Raw genomic sequence first — 19,143 nt, 5'->3', positions numbered from 1 at the left:
GCGAACTCGAGCCACCAAACATACGCGCGTCTTGCCGATCAGTATGCCCTGCTCGCGCACTGCAGCTTCGCCACGGCGTGCCCGGATGTGTCTTCCCCTATATATAGCTCGTCCCCCACCTCCGTTGCCGGTGGTGAGGGACGAGCTGTGGAGATGATGCGTCGCTCAGCTGAGCGCGCGAACTCCGGTGGCCTGCGGGCCCTTGGTGCCCTGGCCTACCTCGAACTCGACCTTCTGGTTCTCCTCGAGGGTGCGGAAGCCCGTCCCCTGGATCTCGGAGTAGTGGACGAAGACGTCAGCGGAGCCGTCCTCGGGCGCGATGAAGCCGAACCCCTTCTCCGCGTTGAACCACTTCACAGTTCCCTGTGCCATTCTGTTCCTTCTCTTTTCTTACCGGAACGGCGGACAACTGGGTTCGTCCACCGGGTCCGTTCCGACCGCTGTACTGTTGGTTCCCCCTGCAGGAAAGCACCAAGCACACCGTTCGCAACATCGATCCTGCTGACGGTTTGGACTTTGGATCCGTCCCTCGAACACAGAAGCTTGCGACCAGGAACCAGTGAACCATGTCTTCGAGCAATTCAACAGTCGAGTTACCGACAATTTGCAAAAAAGTTGATCTTGCGAATGCGCAGGTGAGGGACACAATGCTGGAATCCAGACTTGAGGTTCGTTTGCCTCCCGATAACCGAGTGAGCGTCTGGCAAACCGCCTGTGACCCAGGTCGCTATTTGGTATCGAAATGGCAGGTGGGGCTTCCCAACCGCGCACGTTTCACACTTTCCCGGCGTGTCATGTCCACTGCCTCATGAATCCGACGTCGCAGACAAGCCGGATCGGGGTCGACAGCGGCCCGAGTTACGGTCGATCGTTGCTGAATCGTGTCCTATCCGGCGCACCCGAAGGTGACTCACGACTGACTCACGTAGTCGAGCTATCCGCCCGCTTCGGGGAAATCACCGAATGGCCCGAGTGGGTGGCGCCGGAGGTGATCGGTGCGCTGCAGGCCACCGGTATCGAGGCGCCGTGGGCGCACCAGAGCAGAACCGCCGACTTCGCCGTCGACGGCAGGCACGTCGTGCTCAGCACCGGCACCGCATCCGGTAAATCCCTCGGCTATCAGCTCCCCGTATTGACCGCGCTGCGCGACGACCCGAAAGCCACCGCGCTCTATCTCGCGCCGACCAAGGCGCTCGGCGCCGACCAGCTGCGGGCGATCAGCGAGCTGACCCACGAGGGGCCGCTGCGCGATATCCATCCGGCGACCTACGACGGTGACACCCCCGCCGAAATCCGCCAGTGGGTGCGGGCCAATGCCCGCTGGATCTTCACCAACCCGGACATGCTGCACCTCGGCATCCTGCGCTCACACCAGCGCTGGGCCAGGGTGCTGCGCAGGCTGCGCTACGTGGTGATCGACGAATGCCATGCCTACCGCGGGGTTTTCGGTTCACACGTGGCGCTGGTGCTGCGCAGGCTGCGGCGTATCGCCGCACGCTACGGCGCGGATCCGGTCTTCATCCTCTGCTCGGCCACCGCGGCCGAACCCGCGGCGGCCGCGTCCCGGCTGATCGGCGCGCCGTGCGTCGCGGTCACCGAGGACGCGTCACCGCAGGGTCCGCGCACCGTCGCGCTGTGGGAGCCGCCGCTACTGACCAGCGTGACCGGCGAAAACGGTGCGCCGGTGCGCCGGACCGCGACCGCGGAGGCGGCCGGGATCATGGCCGATCTGGTGGTCGAGGGTGCGCGGACGCTGACCTTCGTCCGCTCACGCCGTGCCGCCGAGCTGACGGCGATGGGCGCGCGGCGGCTGCTGGCCGAAACCGATCCTGCGCTGGTAGAGCGGGTCGCGGCATACCGCGCCGGCTATCTCGCGGAGGATCGGCGCGCGCTGGAAGCGGCGCTGACCAGCGGGGCACTGCTCGGTGCCGCGACCACCAACGCGCTCGAACTCGGCGTCGACATCGCGGGGCTCGACGCCGTGGTGATCTCCGGATTCCCCGGCACCGTCGCCTCGTTCTGGCAGCAGGCCGGACGAGCGGGCCGACGCACCCAAGGCTCACTGGTTCTGCTCGTGGCCAGGGACGATCCGCTGGACACCTACCTCGTGCACCACCCGGAAGCGCTGCTGGACAAGCCGGTCGAGGCCACTATCACCGACCCGCGCAACCCCTACGTGCTCGGCCCGCAACTGCTCTGCGCCGCACTGGAACTGCCGCTCACCGATGCCGAGGTGGATGAGTTCGGCGCGCTGGACGTGCTCACCGACCTGGCGAAAAAGGGACTGATCCGGCGACGGACGGCGAACGGATCCGGCGGGCGCTGGTACGTCACGGCCGAGGCGCAGCCGCACGACGCGGTCGATGTGCGCGGCGGCATCGGCACGCCGGTGGCCATCGTCGACGGGGAAACCGGCAGGCTGCTCGGCACCGCCGATGCCGCGCGGGCCATGGCCACGCTGCACGAAGGCGCGGTGCACCTGCATCAGGGCGAGGTCTACGTGGTCGACGAGCTCGACCTCGACGGCGGTGTCGCGTTCGTGCACGCGGGCGATCCCGGGTGGACCACCAGCGCGCGCGAGGTCACCTCCATCGCCATCGAAACCATTACCGACCAGCGCGAATACGGCCGGGTGCGCACCGCGCTCGCGCAGGTGCGGGTGACCGCGCAGGTGATCGCCTACCTCCGCACGCTGGTCACCGGGGAGGTGCTCGACCTGGTCGAGCTCGACCTGCCCACGCAGACACTGCCGACCCGCGCGGTGCTGTACACGGTGACGCCAGAACTGTTGGCGCTGGCCGGTATCGAGCCCGAGGACGTGCCAGGGGCGCTGCATGCGGCCGAGCACGCGGCGATCGGCCTGTTGCCGCTGGTCGCGACGTGCGACCGCTGGGATATCGGCGGGGTTTCCATCGCCGAGCACCCGGACACCGGGCTGCCGACGGTCTTCGTCTACGACGGCCAGCCGGGTGGCGCGGGCTTCGCCGAGCGCGGTTTCGCGCGGCTGCATCGGTGGCTGTCGGCGACGCTGGATGTCATCGACGCCTGCACGTGCATCGCGGGCTGCCCCTCCTGTGTCCAGTCACCCAAGTGCGGCAACGGCAATCATCCGTTGGACAAAGCGGGGGCGGTTCGACTGCTCAGCGCGGTGCTCACGGAGCTCGACGGCCCGTTCGATGACGTGACCAGGCACGATTCGTGACGAGCCCGAGCCTGGAGCGTGACCGATCGTCCACCTGGCCAGGCGATCACCAGCCGGGGCCAGGTCGTTCGGGCAGGTCACGATTTAAGAGGAAGGTATTCATGTTAACTGAGGTATTGCCACATGCCCCCGTGTCGATCTTTGGATTTCCTCGCATTCCTTATCCGCTATAACGCGCAGAATAACCAGAACGCGCAATTCTCCGAACAGGACAATTACCGATTTCCAATGGTCGCATCCGACTCTTCGACCGGTCCCGCGCCAGCAACCGAGCGTACGGTTCGATCACCGAACAGACCCATTGGTATTTTCCCAGCGACCGCGATGAACACATCCCAGCCGTGCACCTCGCATCCTTCCATCCGGAACTTCATGCGCCGCACGACTTCTCCCGCCGCGGCGCACCCCGCCTCCGCTCCGCCCGCCAGCGCACCCGCCCCCGCGAGCGCTCCCAGATCCGCCGCCGCCTGCGCCCGATGCCGCGCCACCACCCCCACCCCCACCTGACCGATCAACGCCGTCACCCCCACCAACCCAGCCAAGGCCAACGCCGCGAACACACTCGCCGCGCCCCGATCCCCTCGACCAAAACCTTCCCGGCGCACAGCCGCCGCACCGCTGCCACCGAACGAATACCGAAGCCACCACCCACGCACCTGCACCCACCAGCCGTTCACCGCATCAGCCCCTCGCTCGCGAACGGCACGCCCCAGTACGGCACCAAGCAGACGCACCAGCACGCAGACACGCCTGTCCGCAGACGCGCCCGGTCGCCGCACCGCTGCCCGCTCGCGAACGGTAAGCCCAGCACGCTGCCCGACGGGTCCCCGGCACTGCCCGCCGACGGACCCAATGTCGCTCTGGTTCGTGTGGCCACAGCCACGCCTCCGGTTCCACACCGCCGCTCCGATGTACGACGCCTGGCCGACGGATCCATCCACAGCCGCTGGCCAGTCAGCGGACTGGGTGCCGTCCCCAGTTCTCGGATGGTGACCGCTTCGACGCACGGTGCAGGGCACCAGGATCCGTCGGCTCGCCACCGGCAGGCCGCCGATCGCTGCCGCGTCCTCGGCGCAGCAGATCGCTGACCGCTCATAGCGCGCGGGAGCGCGAAGCCGAGCGGGCGGATACCCGTGCCGCGTCATGGCACCGGCCGCGGTCACGGTGTTGTCCCTGGTTCGCGAACAGCGACTGCTTCGGCGTGCAGGGTGAGAAGAGGGAGGAGATAAGTGTGGGCGGAGACGGTGGCGATCAGTCGGTCGCCTTCTTCACGCAGGACGATATCCGCGCCGGGCGGGGCTATCCGGCGAGCGGCGGGTATCGCGTTCGGCTGATCGCCGCGGGCGGCGAGCCTGGCCGCCTCGCGTGCGGCGTCGACGCAGCGCACCTGGGTGGATGCGGCGAGCAAAGCGCCGAGGCATAGCGCGACCACGATGACGATCGAGGTGAGCGCGATCGCCGCCTCGACCGTCACCGCACCCCGGTCGTCACCGAGATCTCTTGCGCCACAGCGCCTTCGCCGTGACCGATCGATCGCTACACGGCCGTGTTCAGCGCCTTGTCGATGATCTTCGTCAGCGCGTTCACGATATTGTCGCCGGTCACCACCCCGTACAGCACGGCACCGAACGCCGCCGCCGCGATCGTCCCGATCGCATACTCGGCCGTACTCATCCCCTCGTCGGCGATCAGCGCCCGCATCAGCCGCCAGCGCACCTCCGCCACCATCGACCTCGTCCTGCTCCGCAACCGAATCCCCTTTCACCACAGCCCACGCGGCCGATCCGCACAGGCACACTCCCACCGCGCCGGGCGCGGCAGCTGCCACGCCGCCGCTCAGCCGCGCCGCACAGCCCGAACTCCACGAGGCCCATGCACATCGCGCACCGGGATACGCCATCGGCGGTCGATCGGACTCCACATCAGAGCTCCCGCGCACCCGTCCACAGCGCCACCGCACGGACAGTCGGCCGTGCCGGTCAAGCAGTGCGCGTCTGGTCACGACCGACTCGCATCCGCACAGGGACACGCCATCCGCAGTCGATCCCGCTCCGCATCAGAGCTCCCGTACACCCGGCCACCGGGACACTGCACGGACAGTCGGCGTTGCTGGTCATGTAGTGCACGCCTGGTCACGGCTGTCTCGCATCCGCACAGCGACGACTCGTCGGCGCTCGATTCCGACGCGCCCGAAGCGCGTCGGCCACATCCGCGCACGACGACATCAGCATCAGCCATCGGCCCGCCACCCACAGCCGACAGCGCGAAGCACTCACAGCAGGCCATCGCCCAGTACTCGGCCCGCAAGGCCGATGACCACGGGGACGATGCCGAGGCAGAGGAAGGCGGGAAGGAAGCACAGGCCGAGGGGACCGCTGATCAGCACCCCGGCTCGCTCGGCGCGGGCCGCAGCCGCGTCCTCGATCGCACCGCGCCGCTGTTCGGCCAGCTCGCCGACGGCCACCGCCAGCGATGCTCCCGACCGTGCCGATCGGCGCGCCATCCTGGCCAGCGCCGCCACCTCCTCGGCATCCGCCTCCCGCTCCGCGCGCTCCCATGCCGTCGCCGCATCCGCGCCGAGCGCAAGCAGATCCGCCGCACGCAACAATGCCGCGCCCAGCCGTGCGGGCGCACCGGGCGCCACCGCCCGCGCCGCACCGGCCATCGGCAACCCCGCCCGCAGACAAGCCGCGAGCAGATCGAATACCGAAGCCACCGCCAACGGATCCGCCACCGACTTCTTCGACACCGCCCGGCCACTCTCCGCACCGGCGTCCCCCGGCCACACACGCCGCATCCGCCGCCGCACCGCAACCCGCCCCGGCCACAGCACCAGCGCCCCGGCGACCAAAAGCACCGCCACGGAAGAACTCCCGACAACTACTCCCACCTCCGCCCCCTTCCTGTCCGCCCTCCCATGACCGCCCGCCAACTCGAAACACCTCGGCACCGCCCCAGGCCCGGCCTTGCGGACCACCGCCACCGGGCACGGTCGAGGCAGCGCCAGATCTCGCCGCACCGCCGGAAACCGCACGAGCACGTCGGCTCGAGCCGGCATGACATGTCATGCCGACCATCCGGAACACACGAGCGCGCACCACGTCGGGACCGCGCCAGGGCCGAGATCCGTTGCCGACGCACGGACCTTCGGCCATGCTGTGCCACACGCGGCGGCGCATCGTGCTCGACCTTCGCCGGAGTGCACCGTCCCCTGACAGGAAGTCCGTGCCAGCCTCCTCCTGATGTTGGTCTCCGCCCACATGGCCCTGCGCAGGAACCCCCGCGGGCTGCACGAGGATCGGGCACGGGACGGCGGGAGCGGAAATGGACTCCTGGACAGGGGTTTCATGTCAGGACTCGGTGGGTGATGGCGTCTGTCCAGAGGAGGCCCGCACAGGCCAGGGTGGCGCCGAGTGGGAGGAGAACCGTTCCGGCGGGAGTGGTGAGGAGGACCGACAGTGGGGCGGCGCCCATCAGCTGGCCCAGAGCGATGCCGAGAAGTGGGAGGGTGGCGAGGACGGTGGCGGTGGCTCGGGCGCCTGCCAGGGCGGCGGTGGTTCGGGTGCGGAAGCGGGTGCGGCCGAGTAGGTCCGCGCGGGCGGCGGTGAGCAGTTCGGCCAGGGCCAGGCCGTGGTGTTCGGCGACGTGCCAGGCGTCGGCGATGCGGGTGAGTTCGGTGGAGATGACCGAATTCGGATCGCGCAGGCCGTCCGCGCCCGAACCGCCGAGTCTGCTGCGTGCCGCGCTCACCGCGAACGCGTGCGCCGCCGCGCCGGTGGATTCGGTCGCCGCGACCTCGGCCGCGATGCTGGGATGCGCGCCGACTCGCAGCTCACCGATGACGGCCTCCAGCGCATCGAGCAGATATCCGCATTCGGCCCCGCGCCGCCGCTCACGGCTCGCGCGCCGCATCCTGGTTCCGAGGGTGCCCGCGACGAGCACGGCGGCGAGCAAGGGGCCGATCCCGAGCAGCACCGTGGCGGCCACCACCACCCCGGCACCGACTCGAACCACGGTGCCGCGAGCAGGTTTTCGATCCACGCTCGATGCACCGAACACCCGCGCGAACCGACGGCGCGCCGCGGGCATGGGGACGGCGAGCAGTGCCAGCGCCAGACATCCGAGTGCCGCGCTCATCGATCGAGCCGTTCGGCGAGCAGGCGGGCGAGGTGTTCAGCGGCGGGTGCCGGGTGACCGTCGGCGTGCCAGGCCGGTGCGATGCGGACACGGTCGTCGGGACCTCGGGTGACGAGACCTATTTCGCGTAGGCCGCGGGAACCGTCGGGGCGGCGGTGCACGTGCAAGACCACCTGGATGGCGGCGGCGAGCTGGCTGTGCAGTGCGGCGCGGTCCATTCCACCAAGGGCGGCAAGGGCTTCCATGCGGGCGGGCACCTCGCTGGGCGAGTTCGCGTGCACGGTGCCGGCACCACCGTCGTGGCCGGTGTTGAGCGCGGTCAGCAGGTCGACCACCTCGGCGCCGCGCACCTCGCCGACGACGATGCGATCCGGTCGCATCCGTAGCGCCTGACGAACCAGGTCGCGCACGGTGACCTCGCCGACTCCCTCGACATTCGCGGTGCGGGCGACCAGGCGCACGACATGTGGATGCGGCGGAGCCAGCTCGGCGGCATCCTCGACGCAGATGATCCGCTCGGTGTGGTCGACCTTGGCGAGCAGACCCGACAGCAGCGTGGTCTTGCCCGCACCCGTGCCGCCGACCACCAAGAACGCGAGCCGGGCCCGAATGATCCGCTCCAACAACACCTTCGCCTCGGCGGGCACCGCACCCGTGGCGGCAAGCGCGTCGAGCCCCTGTGTCGCGGGCCGCAGTACCCGCAGCGACAGGCATGTACCTCCGTGCGCGATCGGCGCCAGCACCGCGTGCAGGCGCACCCCGAACGAATCCCCCAGCGCCCCTTCGCGTCCGGCGAGCCTGCCGTCCACCCACGGCTGAGCGTCGTCCAAGCGGCGCCCAGCCGACAATGCCAACCGCTGCGCCAGCCGCCGCACCGCTGCCTCATCCGGAAAGGTCACCGAGGTCCTCCGCAGTCCGTGCCCGCTGTCGATCCACACCGCATCCGGCCCCGTCACCAGCACATCGGCCACCCGAGGGTCATGCAACAGCGGCTCGAGCACCCCGGCCCCCGTCAACTCGGTCTGCAGCAGCCGCAACGCCCGCAGCAGATCCGTATCCCCCAGCACTCCACCGGCCTCGGCCCTGATCGCCGCCGCAACCTCCGCGGGCTCCGGCTCGCCCGGCCCACAAGCCAGCCGCTCCCGCACCCGATCCAGCAGCTCCGCCGTCACCAGCGCGCTCATGCTCGTACCTCGCCCACGGGGGCCGTCAGGACGGCGAGGATGGCGTCGGCGGCGGTTCGGAGAGGGCCGCGGCGGCGGAGGGTCAGGGGGCCGCGTTCGCAGCGATAGGCCAGGCCGGGTTGGGCGTTGACGGTGGCGAGCAGGGGGAGGTCGAGGACTTCGGCCACGTCGGCGCCCTCTAGGCCGCCGGGGGCGGGACCGCGGACGATCAAGCCCTGGTTGGGGTTTCGGTGGCGGATGTAGGCGGAGACGGCTTCGGCGGCGGCGACCGCGCGCAGGCGGGCCGGGACGAGCAGGACGACGAGATCGGCCGAATCGAGCATCTGATCGGCGTGCGGGCCGCGTTCGCCCGATACGTCGCATACCACCAAATCGCCTGCGGCACGGCATGCTTCGATCACGGCGCGCATCGCGGCCGGTCCGATCTCGCTCGGCAACCGGCCCGCACCGCCACGCCCGCAGGACAGTACGGCGACACCGGGTGCCGCGGCGGGGAGCGCATTGTGCAGTGCCGCCGCCGATACGCGCCCGTCCTCGACGACCAGGTCCGGCCAGCGCAGACCGGTTGTCGCCTCGAGGCCGAGCAGCAGGTCGAGGCCACCGCCGAGGGGCGCGCCGTCGACGAGCACGGTGTCGGGCCGGAAGCGGTGGGCGGCGGCGCGCAGCGCGGTCGCGACCGCGAGCGTTGAGGCGCCCGCGCCACCGCTCGCACCGGCGATCGCGACGACAACACCGTCTCCGGTGCGGTATTCGGTGTGCTCAGCAAACTTCTCGATAAGCCCGACGGCGGCACCGGGCAGCGCGATCACCCGCTCGGCGCCGACCGCCGCCGCGGCCTGCCAATCGAGCAGGCCCGGCTCGCCTTCGGTGACGATGACGATGCCGACACGCCGGAGATATCCGGCCGCCGCGCACTCACGGGCGGCGGCTGTGTCGAGGATCACCAATGCGGCCGCCGCCCACGCGTGCCTGCCGATGGGGGCGGCGCGTTCATCGAGGATCCGCTCCGCGGCGGCCGCGACCCGGCGCACCTCGTCCCTGAGCCCGGTGTCACGCACGAGCACGAGTACCGGCGGCGGCGTAGTCGCCTGCGCTGCTTGAAGATCCATACGAGTCAGCGTCGACCGGACGACGGGGCCGCAACAGACCCACTGCGCCGAATGTGGATAACTCCGGGGGTGTGGACAACTTCGACGGCGGACCGAGCCGGCACCTTCCCCGAAATAGAGGACGGCCCCAGCCGGGGGGGGAGGAGGCTGGGGCCGTCGGGTTCAGCCCCGGGGGGTCGGGCTGAACGCGCCTGGACCATGTCCAGGTGTCAGCAATACTACACCCAAGCCCCGCCCACAACGCAAGTCCGTCCGAGCAGAACTTTGCGCCCGTCACCGGCCCGGCGTCCGCGGGGCAAACTCCTGGGTACAGACCGTGCGACGACCTCACGCGGCTCGCGTTCGAACGCATCGGAAGCCGCCGCATATCCTGGACGCGTGATGGGCGAGGGCGACCGGACAGGGCTTGCGAACGATCCGACCACTCGGGGTGGACGCGTCGCCGCCTTCTTCGATCTCGACAAGACGGTGATCGCGAAGTCGAGCACGTTCGTGTTCAGCAAGCCGTTCTTCGCCCAGGGCCTGCTCAATCGCCGTGCCGTACTGGAGAGCAGCTACGCGCACTTCATGTTCCTGTTGTCCGGCGCCGACCACGACCAGATGGAGCGGATGCGCGCGCACCTGACGAGCATGTGCGCGGGCTGGGACGTCGAACAGGTGAAATCCATTGTCGCCGAGACACTTCACGAGCTGGTCGATCCGCTGATCTACGCCGAGGCGGCAGATCTCATCGCCGACCACAAGATTCGCGGACACGACGTGGTGATCGTCTCCGCCTCCGGCGAGGAGATCGTCGGGCCGATCGCCGAGGTACTCGGCGCCTCGCATACCGCGGCGACCAGGATGGTGGTCGAGGACGGCCGCTACACCGGCGAGGTCGAGTTCTACTGCTACGGCGAGGGTAAGGTCGCGGCGATCGAAAAGCTCGCTGCCACCGAGGGTTACGACCTATCGCGCTGTTACGCGTACTCCGACTCGATCACCGATCTGCCGATGCTCGGCGCCGTCGGCCACCCGACCGCGGTCAATCCGGATCGCGCGCTGCGCCGCGAGGCGGTAACCAGGGGCTGGCCGATCTTGACGTTCTCCAACCCGGTCTCGCTGTGGGCGCGATTCCAATCGCCGTCGTCGACCACCCTTGCGGCCACCGCGGCGGTCGGGTTGAGCGCGGTACTGGCCGGGGCGATCAGCTACCGGCTGCTGCGCCGACGCCGCTGAGGCTTAACTAACTCGGCGCACCCACCGACCGGCGCTGTTCGGGAGCGATACGGGATGGTTGCCGGAGTATTTGCCGACCAAGGGCGCCAGTCGGCACGACCAGGGATTTAACCACGAAACGCCGATCGACACGCCGATTTTTTAATGTTTTGCCAAGTCTTGAAGTGGGCGTCGTCACAGGGTAGAAAGGTAACTACGGAAGGACGGAAGGCCAAGGCGAAGCCGGAAGAGAAGGCCAGCCTCCCGACCAGACTTCCCAGCACGGACACCAGGCACCCACGCGGAGCGCGCCGCGACAAGGGCAGAAGCGTTGTGGGCCTGCGAGATACGGGTTTTCGACGGCGAGGGCCTCGCACAGGTTGCGGGGATGAACCACCGGAGTCCGCATTATCGCCGAGGCCGCAGAACACAACCCACCTAGCACGCTTGGTAACCGGGTAGTCCGTGCTAGCGGGCGGTGAAGTCGAGTACATCGGCACAACCGCCCGCTTTGATGTGTGCAGGGGGATTACCAGCCGCCGGTCGGTCAGACCGCTACGACGAGGCCGCGTCCGCGATCGAGGCCGCCTCGCGCGCACCGTCTTCGAACGCGCCGCAGCAGAGGATCACCCAGCCGCCTACCGCTTCGGGGGTGCCGGTGGTGAACGCGGCGGCGGATTCCTGATAGGCCTGCCTGCGGCGCAGCCAGAAGACCTCGGGGACGCCGAGACTGTGCGGATCCAGGCCACTGGACGCGGCAACCAGCCTCGACGCGGCGCGCGCGACGATCCCGTCGGCGGTGCCGAAGGGTTGCAGCGACAACAACTCCCCGTGCGCGACCGCGGCGATCACCGGGGCGGGCGCGGACGAGGTGAGGACGGTTTGCGCGAGCAGATCGAGCCGCTCGGCCACGCCGGGGGCGGAGCGCGGCCTGCCCAGCAGGGTCTCGTCGGTGACCAGATCGGCGGCGGCCAGCAGGTGCAGCCGGGCCAGCGCCTGCAGCGGCGCCCGCTGCCAGGTGGCGACGAGGTTGCGCAGGGCATCACCGTCCAGCGCCTGGCCGACGCGCAGGGAACCGGCCAGGATCGGATCGGCCACGCGGCCGTCGGCGGGCAGCTCGGTGCTGCCGCCGTCGATGGCGGCGGACGAGCGCGCGGCGCGGACCGCGGCCTCGGCGGCGGTGGTCGGCCAGCCGCGCCGGTTCGCTTTGTGCCGGTGCACCGCGGCGAGCGCGTCGCGCGCCTTGTCGGCGGCGTCGCGCACGCCGGGCAGGTCGACGAGGGGCTGTAGCGGATCGGTCACGGGATACGAGATTACGGTGCCGCGCCCGCGGCCCTGCGCTCGGCGACCGTCCGCTCGATGCCCGTAAGGGCGGCCAGCTGGGCCGGGGCGAGCAGATCGGTGAAGTGGCGATGTATCGAGGCACGATGGGCCGGAACCGCGCTGTCGAGCGCGTTCTGGCCCGCATCGGTCAGCAGGACGTCGTCGCCGCGGCCGTCGCGCTCGCATGGCTCGCGGGCGACGAGGCCGCGGCGTTCCATGCGGCCGAGCTGGCGCGAGAGCCGGCTGTGCGGCCAGTTCAGGTGGGCGGCGAGGCCGCGAACCCTGATGCAGGCCTGCGGATCCCGCAGCTCCGCCAGCGCTTCGAGCACCTCGTAGTCGGGCATCGAAAGTCCGGTGCCCTGTTCCAGATCGCGGGCGATCTCGGCATCGACGATCTGGCGCAGCCTGCGATAGGCGGCCCAGGCGTCGGCGGCACGTCGGTCGGCTGTTCGAGACATGCGGACAAGTCTAGGCCAACCGTTTACATGTAACGAATCTGCCGCTATGGTTCTCGTTACATGTAACAGACTTGAAGGGCAGTAGGCATGAGCATCGCGGAGCAGATCCTCGAGATCAACGGAATCCGGCTGTGCGCACAGAGTTTCGGCGATCCCCAGCACCCGGCGATCCTGCTGATCCATGGCGCGGGCGATTCCATGCTGGCCTGGGATCCGGCGTTCATCGAGCGGTTGACCAGCGGCGGCAGGCGCGTGATCCGTTATGACGCAAGGGATGCGGGCCGATCGACGACCTCGCCCGTCGGCGCGCCGACACACGGGCTGAACGATCTGACCGCCGACGCCGTCGGGGTGCTCGACGCGTTCGGGATCGAGCGGGCCACGGTGTACGGAATGTCGGGTGGCGCGGCGGCCGCCCAGCTCGTCGCCCTCGACTACCCGGATCGGGTTGCCGCGCTGGTTCTTTCGTCGGCGACACCGGGCGGGCCCGGGCACGCCGCCGCCGATCTGCCCGGGATGACCGACGAGCTGATGGCCTATTTCTCGGGCGAGGCGCCCACGCCGGACTGGTCGGATCGGGCAGCGGTCATCGAATATCTGGTGGACGCCGAGCGGCCGTTCGCCGCGGCAAGCAGGCCGTTCGACACCGAAGCACGGCGCGCGCTCGCCGGGCAGGTGGTCGACCGGGCAGCGGATATCGCTGCCCAGCTGACCAATCCGTTCCTCATGGACGCGGGCACACCGTGGCGTGACCGGCTCGGCAAGATCGACGTGCCCACGCTGGTACTGCACGGCGACGAGGACCCGCTGTTCCCGATCGAGCACGGAAGGGCTTTGGCCGCGGAGATTTCCGGCGCCCGCTTCCACACGCTGACACGCACCGGTCACGAGATGCCGCAGCGGTGGGATTGGGATGCGGTGACCGCGGCGATCCTCGCGCTGGCCGACTCCGCGGCATAGGACTCGGGTACAGCGCGGCATCCCGCTCGACACAGCGGACTTCCCCGCACGACCGAATGGTCATCGTCGCGGTCCCGGGCAGGCCGCACACCCTGGTGACCGTCGCGCTCGCCCGAATCTCCCGCACGAAAGATTCGGACGAGCGCAGCGGACTGTCAGGCCGAAAGCAGGTCGCGGCCGGGGATGGCGTCGAGCAGCCGCTGGGTGTACTCCTCCCGCGGATTGTCGAAGACCTCCTCGGTGGTCGCCGCCTCGACCACCTTGCCGTTCTGCATCACCAGCACGTCGTCGGCGATCTGGCGGACCACCGCGAGATCGTGGGTGATGAACAGGTACGACAGGCCGAGTTCGGCCTGAAGGTCGTTGAGCAGCTTGAGGATCTGCGCCTGGACGAGCACGTCGAGCGCGGAGACCGCCTCGTCGCAGACCACCACCTCCGGATTGAGCGCGAGCGCGCGGGCGATGGCCACACGCTGGCGCTGACCGCCGGACAGCTCGTTGGGGTAGCGGCGCATCACCGTCGACGGCAGCGAAACCTTGTCGAGCAGTTCGCGAACCGTGGCCTCCCGCTCCTTGTTGGTGCCGATCCGGTGGGTGCGCAGCGGCTCCTCGATGGTGCGGTAGATCGAGTACATCGGGTCGAGCGAACCGTAGGGATCCTGGAAGATCGGCTGCACTCGACGACGAAAAGCGAAGGCGCCCTTGCTGTCCAGCTTGGCAACCTCCTTTCCGTCGAAGGTCACCGAGCCCGAGGTCGGTTCGAGCAGCCCGAGCACCATGCGCGCGACGGTCGACTTGCCCGAACCGGATTCGCCGACGATCGCGGTGGTGGTGCCGCGATGCAACCGGAACGAGACATCGTCGACCGCGACGAAGTCCGTGGACTTCCACGGTGCGCCACCGCGAATCTTGAATGCCTTGTACAGGTTTCGCGCGACCACGACCTCGTCGGGCACCATCTGCAACTCGGCGTCCGCCGCCACCTGCTGCTCGGCGGCGTGGACGGCCTGCTCACGGACCTCGGCCCGCTTGTGCACCGACGACAGCCGCTGCGAGGCGAGCGAGGGCGCCGAGTTCACCAGCTTCTTGGTGTACAGATGCTGCGGGTCACGCAGAATCTTCAGTGCCGGACCGGATTCCACCACCCGGCCGCGGTACATCACCACCAGATGTTCCGCGCGCTCGGCGGCCAAGCCGAGATCGTGGGTGATCAGCAGCACCGCGGTGCCGAGATCATTGGTGAGCCCATCCAGGTGATCGAGGATCTGCCGCTGCACGGTGACGTCGAGCGCCGAGGTCGGCTCGTCGGCGATCAGCAGCTTGGGTCGGCAGGCCAGCCCGATCGCGATCAGCGCGCGCTGGCGCATACCGCCGGAGAACTCGTGCGGATACTGGTTCACCCGGCGCGCCGCGTCGGACATCCCGGCTTCCTCGAGCAGTTCGATGGACCGCTTCTTGGCGGCCTGGCCCTTGGCGATGCCGTTGGCCTCCAACGTCTCCCGGATCTGGAAGCCGATCTTCCACACCGGGTTCAGGTTGGACATCGGGTCCTGCGGCACCAGGCCGATGCCGTTGCCGCGCACCGCGATGACGTCCTTCTTCGACGCCGCCGCCAGATCCTTGCCGTCGAACATGATCTGGCCCGAGGTGACCTTGCCGGTACCGGGTAGCAGGTCGATGATCGCGTGCGCGGTCGTCGACTTCCCCGAACCGGATTCACCGACGATGGCCACCGTCTGTCCCGGATACACCGAGAGGTTCACATCGCGCACCGCGGGAACCTTCTTGCCCTCCGAGGAGAAGCAGACGTTCAGATCGCGAATGTCGAGCAGTGGTTCCGTCATCGCTTCCTCGCCTTCGGATCGAGTGCGTCACGCACCGCGTCGCCGAGCATGATGAAGCTGAGCACGGTGAGCGCCAATGCCGTCGCGGGATAGAACAGGATCGGCGAGGTGCGGATCTCGCGCTGCCCGGACGCGATGTCCGAACCCCACGAGACGATGGTGCGCGGCAGCCCGACACCGAGGTAGGACAGCGTCGCCTCGGTGACGATGAAGACGCCGAGCCAGATCGTGGTGACCACGATCAGCGGGCCTGCGGCGTTGGGCAGCACGTGACGCAGCAGGGTGCGGAATCGCGAGAGGCCCAATGCTTTCGCGGCCGTCACATAGTCGCTGTTCTTCGCCTCGATCACCGCGCTGCGCGCGATGCGCGCCGCCTGTGGCCAGGTGAAGATCGCCAGGATCAGGATGACGGTCCAGATCGTGCGCGAGTGCAGCAGCTGCATGATCACGATCGCGGCCAGCATCAGCGGGATCGCGTAGAAGATCTCCGCGACCCTGGACACGATCGAATCGAGCAACCCGCCGTAGAAGCCGGCGAGCGCGCCGAACGTGCCGCCGAGGAATACGAACAGGATCGTCGCGCCCACGCCGCAGAGCACGGAAGCCCTTGTGCCGTAGACGGTTCGGGCGTAGATGTCACAGCCCTGCTTGTCGAAGCCGAACGGATGGCCCGAGCCGCGCGGGTCCATGCTGAAGTCGCCGTTGCAGTAGCGCGGATCCTGGCTGGTGAACAGATCGGGGAAGGCGACGACCACCAGGATGAACAGGATCATCAGCGCGGCGACCACGAAGATCGGGTTGCGCCGCAGCTGACGCCACGCATCGGTCCAAATGCTTGTCGGCGAACCGGTTTCGTCGACCCGGTCGGTGGCGAGCACGACCACTTCGTCCGGCGGTGCGACGAAATACTCTTGCCTGCCCCGCAGGGGCTTTTCCGGTGCCTTCGTCAGGTCAGGCATAGCGAATCCTCGGGTCGAGGGAGGCGTAGAGCAGGTCGATGAACAGGTTGGAGATCAGGAAGATCACGATGAGCACCGTCACGAACGACACCACCGTCGGTGGCTCGCCCCTGGTGATCGCCTGATACAGCGTCCCGCCGACGCCCGGAATGTTGAAGATGCCCTCGGTGACGATCGCGCCGCCCATCAGCGCACCGAGATCGGCGCCGAGGAAGGTGATCACCGGGATCATCGAGTTGCGCAGGATGTGCACGGTCACCACCCGCCGCCTGCTCAGGCCCTTGGCCGTCGCGGTGCGGACGAAGTCGGCGGTCATGTTCTCCGCCACCGAGTTTCGCGTCAATCGCAGCACATAGGCAAACGACAGCGACCCGAGCACGAACGCGGGCACGAGCAGTTCGGTGAAGCTGGCTTTACCGGTCACCGTCACCGGGGCGATGCCCCATTTCACGCCGAGCAGGAACTGGGCGAGGAAGCCGACGACGAAGATCGGCACCGCGATGATGATCAGGCTGACCACCAGCATGGTCGAGTCGAACAGCTTGCCCTTGCGCAGGCCGGAGACCAGCCCGAAGAGCACGCCGAACACGCCCTCGACGATCACCGCCATGAAGGCGAGCCGGATGGTGATCGGGAAGGCGCGCGCGAGTTCGTCGCGCACCGGCCTGCCGGAGAAGGCCGTGCCGAAATCGAAAGTGACGATGCCTTTCAGATAGAGCAGATACTGCATGATGAACGGTTGATCCAGGTGGTACCTGGCGCGCAATGACGCCTCGACCGCGGGCGTCATCGGCTTGTCGCCGGCCAACGCCTTGATCGGGTCACCAGGAACCAGGAACACAAGCGCATAGATAAGCAGCGTCGCCCCAAGAAAAACGGGGATCATCTGGAGCAGGCGCCGCAGGACATACCAAGCCATATTTCCTCCGCGGTCGACCGGAGTGGCCGTGTCGTGTCATTCGGCGGCACGGCCGCGCCGGACTGCTGCCTCTATTTACTTCTCGATACCTTCGAAGTCGAACAGGCCATTCCAAGCCAGGTCGGCTTTCTTAACCTTGTCAGAACGACCGGCCGCGGCGACATAGTCGAGTACCGGAATGTCGGCCATCTGGTTGAGCATCATGGTCTGGGCCTGCGCGATGATCTTGTACGACTCCGCGTCGGTCGCCGCCGCCTGCGCCTTGTTCAGCAGGTCGTCGAACTCCGGAACCTTCCAGTCGACGTTGTTGGTCTCGGAGTAGCTGTAGTACTGCGAGGTCAGGAACTGCAGCATGGTCGGGTAGTCACCCTGCCAGCCGTAGCGGAAGGCCTTGCCGATGGTCTTGGCGTTGACCTCGTCGCGGATGTTCTTGAAGGTCGGGTACGGACGCCCGATCGCATCGATGCCGAGGGTGTTCTTCACGCTGTTGGCCACGGCTTCGATCCAGGCCTGGTGACCGCCGTCGGAGTTGTAGGCGATCTCGTAGCGGCCCGACCACGGCGAGATGGCGTCGGCCTGCGCCCACAGTTTCTTCGCCTCGGCGGGGTTGTACTTCAGGAACTCCGAGCCGGGCAGGTTCCCGTCGAACCCGGGCAGCGTGCTCGCGGTGAAGTCGCGGGCCGGGATGCGGACACCGTGGAAGATGTTGTCGCAGATCTGTTCCCGGTTGATCGCCATCGAGATGGCCTTGCGGCGCAGTACGCCTTCCTCACCGGCGAAGTGCGGGACGTTGCTCTGGATCCCGATGTGCTGGTTCTGCGCGGTCGGCTTGGTGATCGCGCGATCGCCGAGATCCTTCTTGTAGGAGGTCAGTGCGCTGTCCGGGATGGTGTCGAGCGCATCGAGGTTGCCTGCCTGCAGATCGGCGTAGGCCGTGTCGAAGGACTGGTACATGGTGAACCGCAGGCCCTTGTTCTTCGGCGCGCGGCCGCCCTTGTAGTCCGGGTTGGGCAGCAGGTCGATCTTGACGTTGTGCTCCCACGCGCCGTTGCGGGCGAACTTGTAGGGGCCGTTGCCGATCGGGTTCTCACCGAAGGCCTTGATGTCCTTGAACGCGGCATCGGGCAGCGGGTAGAAGGGCGCGTAGCCGAGCGCGGTCTCGAAGTCGATCGACGGCTGCTTGAGCTCGACGGTGAACGTGCGATCGTCGATCACCTTCAGGCCGGACATGGTCTGCGCCTTCGGCTTCTCCGCGGACACTTCGTCGAAACCGGCGATCGGGGTGTACACGTAGCTCTGCAGTTGACCGTTGGTGCCCAGTGCGCCGTAGTTCCAGGCGTCGACGAAGTTCTTGGCCTTGACGGTGGTGCCGTCGCTGAACTTCCAGTCCTTGAGGGTGATCTTGTAGTTCTTGCGATCGGTGGTCTCGATCTTGTCGGCCACCTCGTTGTGCGCTTTGCCGCTCGGGTCGTAGTACTTCAGGCCCGCGAACAACCGGTCGACGACGCGACCGCCGAAGAACTCGTTGGTATTGCTGGGGACCAGCGGATTCTGCGGCTCGCCACCGTTCACGGTGACGAGGTCGGCATCGGCACCGTCGTCGGACGAGCAAGCCGTTAGACCGAGACTCGTGGCCGCCAGCACTGCCGCTGATAGCGCGGCAACTCTGTTGAATTTCAACGCGTTCTCCCGTTTTCGAGATAGGGCGCAGGAACCTGTGACACACGTACGAGTTGTAGTCGCGCGCGCACCGACACGATCCGCTGAGGATTGTCTCGGAGGTTAGCCATCCTGAACGGTGTTGTCATCGGATTGACCCAGGTTCGTTCCACTTGTTCCCAATTCGGCAAC

General features: G+C 68.0%; 17 protein-coding genes. 3 read left to right on the top strand and 14 right to left on the bottom strand.

All coding sequences use genetic code 11. The features are described from left to right. Positions 1 to 165: 165 nt before the first annotated feature. Positions 166 to 372 carry a cold-shock protein gene (locus ACIG5A_RS15195; protein ID WP_019044597.1) on the bottom strand — a complete coding sequence of 69 codons (207 nt, stop codon included), beginning with the start codon at positions 370 to 372 and terminating at the stop codon, positions 166 to 168. Between the two features lie 436 nt (positions 373 to 808). On the opposite strand from ACIG5A_RS15195, the gene ACIG5A_RS15190 reads away from it, so the two are divergent. Then, entirely contained in the window at positions 809 to 3,202 is a 2,394-nt protein-coding gene (locus tag ACIG5A_RS15190) for a DEAD/DEAH box helicase (RefSeq protein WP_397240821.1), read from the top strand. Between the two features lie 215 nt (positions 3,203 to 3,417). Here ACIG5A_RS15190 and ACIG5A_RS15185 read toward each other — a convergent pair whose 3' ends face one another. From ACIG5A_RS15185 to ssd, 7 genes are all read right to left on the bottom strand, one after another. Then, on the bottom strand, positions 3,418 to 3,942 hold the full coding sequence (locus tag ACIG5A_RS15185) for an Rv3654c family TadE-like protein (RefSeq protein WP_397240820.1): 525 nt from the start codon (positions 3,940 to 3,942) through the stop codon (positions 3,418 to 3,420). Positions 3,943 to 4,361: 419 nt separating this feature from the next. Further along, complete coding sequence (locus ACIG5A_RS15180; protein WP_397240819.1) at positions 4,362 to 4,676, bottom strand: TadE family type IV pilus minor pilin; 315 nt, start codon at positions 4,674 to 4,676, stop codon at positions 4,362 to 4,364. 62 nt (positions 4,677 to 4,738) lie between these two features. Continuing rightward, on the bottom strand, positions 4,739 to 4,930 hold the full coding sequence (locus tag ACIG5A_RS15175) for a DUF4244 domain-containing protein (RefSeq protein ID WP_397240818.1): 192 nt from the start codon (positions 4,928 to 4,930) through the stop codon (positions 4,739 to 4,741). Between the two features lie 544 nt (positions 4,931 to 5,474). Next, on the bottom strand, positions 5,475 to 6,065 hold the full coding sequence (locus ACIG5A_RS15170) for a type II secretion system F family protein (protein WP_397240817.1): 591 nt from the start codon (positions 6,063 to 6,065) through the stop codon (positions 5,475 to 5,477). A gap of 482 nt (positions 6,066 to 6,547) precedes the next feature. Continuing rightward, positions 6,548 to 7,339, bottom strand: a complete 792-nt coding sequence (locus ACIG5A_RS15165; protein ID WP_397240816.1) for a type II secretion system F family protein — start codon at positions 7,337 to 7,339, stop codon at positions 6,548 to 6,550. Next, positions 7,336 to 8,523 carry a TadA family conjugal transfer-associated ATPase gene (locus ACIG5A_RS15160; protein WP_397240815.1) on the bottom strand — a complete coding sequence of 396 codons (1,188 nt, stop codon included), beginning with the start codon at positions 8,521 to 8,523 and terminating at the stop codon, positions 7,336 to 7,338. Before ACIG5A_RS15160 ends, ACIG5A_RS15165 begins: the two co-directional genes overlap by 4 nt. Beyond that, the gene (ssd, locus tag ACIG5A_RS15155) at positions 8,520 to 9,632 is read right to left on the bottom strand and encodes a septum site-determining protein Ssd (RefSeq protein WP_397240814.1); all 1,113 of its coding nucleotides are present in this window, start codon (positions 9,630 to 9,632) and stop codon (positions 8,520 to 8,522) included. The genes ACIG5A_RS15160 and ssd overlap by 4 nt, the downstream gene beginning before the upstream one ends. 381 nt (positions 9,633 to 10,013) lie before the next feature. Between ssd and ACIG5A_RS15150 the strand changes: the two genes are divergently transcribed. Next, a complete protein-coding gene (locus ACIG5A_RS15150; protein ID WP_397241770.1) occupies positions 10,014 to 10,850 on the top strand; it encodes an HAD-IB family hydrolase in 837 nt (278 codons plus the stop codon). 534 nt (positions 10,851 to 11,384) lie between these two features. Here ACIG5A_RS15150 and ACIG5A_RS15145 read toward each other — a convergent pair. Together ACIG5A_RS15145 and ACIG5A_RS15140 are read right to left on the bottom strand one after the other, a co-directional pair. Next, entirely contained in the window at positions 11,385 to 12,131 is a 747-nt protein-coding gene (locus ACIG5A_RS15145; protein WP_397240813.1) for an oxidoreductase, read from the bottom strand. An 11-nt stretch (positions 12,132 to 12,142) separates the two neighbouring features. Next, positions 12,143 to 12,610, bottom strand: a complete 468-nt coding sequence (locus ACIG5A_RS15140) for a MarR family winged helix-turn-helix transcriptional regulator (protein WP_397240812.1) — start codon at positions 12,608 to 12,610, stop codon at positions 12,143 to 12,145. A gap of 87 nt (positions 12,611 to 12,697) precedes the next feature. On the opposite strand from ACIG5A_RS15140, the gene ACIG5A_RS15135 reads away from it, so the two are divergent. Beyond that, positions 12,698 to 13,570: an alpha/beta fold hydrolase gene (locus ACIG5A_RS15135; RefSeq protein ID WP_397240811.1), complete on the top strand. Its 873-nt coding sequence runs from the start codon at positions 12,698 to 12,700 to the stop codon at positions 13,568 to 13,570. A gap of 155 nt (positions 13,571 to 13,725) precedes the next feature. Here ACIG5A_RS15135 and ACIG5A_RS15130 read toward each other — a convergent pair whose 3' ends face one another. The 4 genes from ACIG5A_RS15130 to ACIG5A_RS15115 form a co-directional block, all read right to left on the bottom strand. Then, on the bottom strand, positions 13,726 to 15,414 hold the full coding sequence (locus ACIG5A_RS15130; RefSeq protein WP_397240810.1) for an ABC transporter ATP-binding protein: 1,689 nt from the start codon (positions 15,412 to 15,414) through the stop codon (positions 13,726 to 13,728). Beyond that, on the bottom strand, positions 15,411 to 16,373 hold the full coding sequence (locus ACIG5A_RS15125; protein WP_397240809.1) for an ABC transporter permease: 963 nt from the start codon (positions 16,371 to 16,373) through the stop codon (positions 15,411 to 15,413). Before ACIG5A_RS15125 ends, ACIG5A_RS15130 begins: the two co-directional genes overlap by 4 nt. Further along, positions 16,366 to 17,292 (bottom strand): ABC transporter permease, encoded by a 927-nt coding sequence (locus ACIG5A_RS15120; protein ID WP_397240808.1) that lies wholly within the window; start codon positions 17,290 to 17,292, stop codon positions 16,366 to 16,368. The genes ACIG5A_RS15125 and ACIG5A_RS15120 overlap by 8 nt, the downstream gene beginning before the upstream one ends. Before the next feature lie 75 nt (positions 17,293 to 17,367). Beyond that, complete coding sequence (locus ACIG5A_RS15115; protein ID WP_397240807.1) at positions 17,368 to 18,972, bottom strand: ABC transporter substrate-binding protein; 1,605 nt, start codon at positions 18,970 to 18,972, stop codon at positions 17,368 to 17,370. Between the last annotated feature and the right edge of the window lie 171 nt (positions 18,973 to 19,143).

Source organism: Nocardia sp. NPDC052566, assembly GCF_044547285.1.
GTDB lineage: Bacteria > Actinomycetota > Actinomycetes > Mycobacteriales > Mycobacteriaceae > Nocardia.
This window is presented reverse-complemented; position numbering and strand designations above follow the sequence as displayed.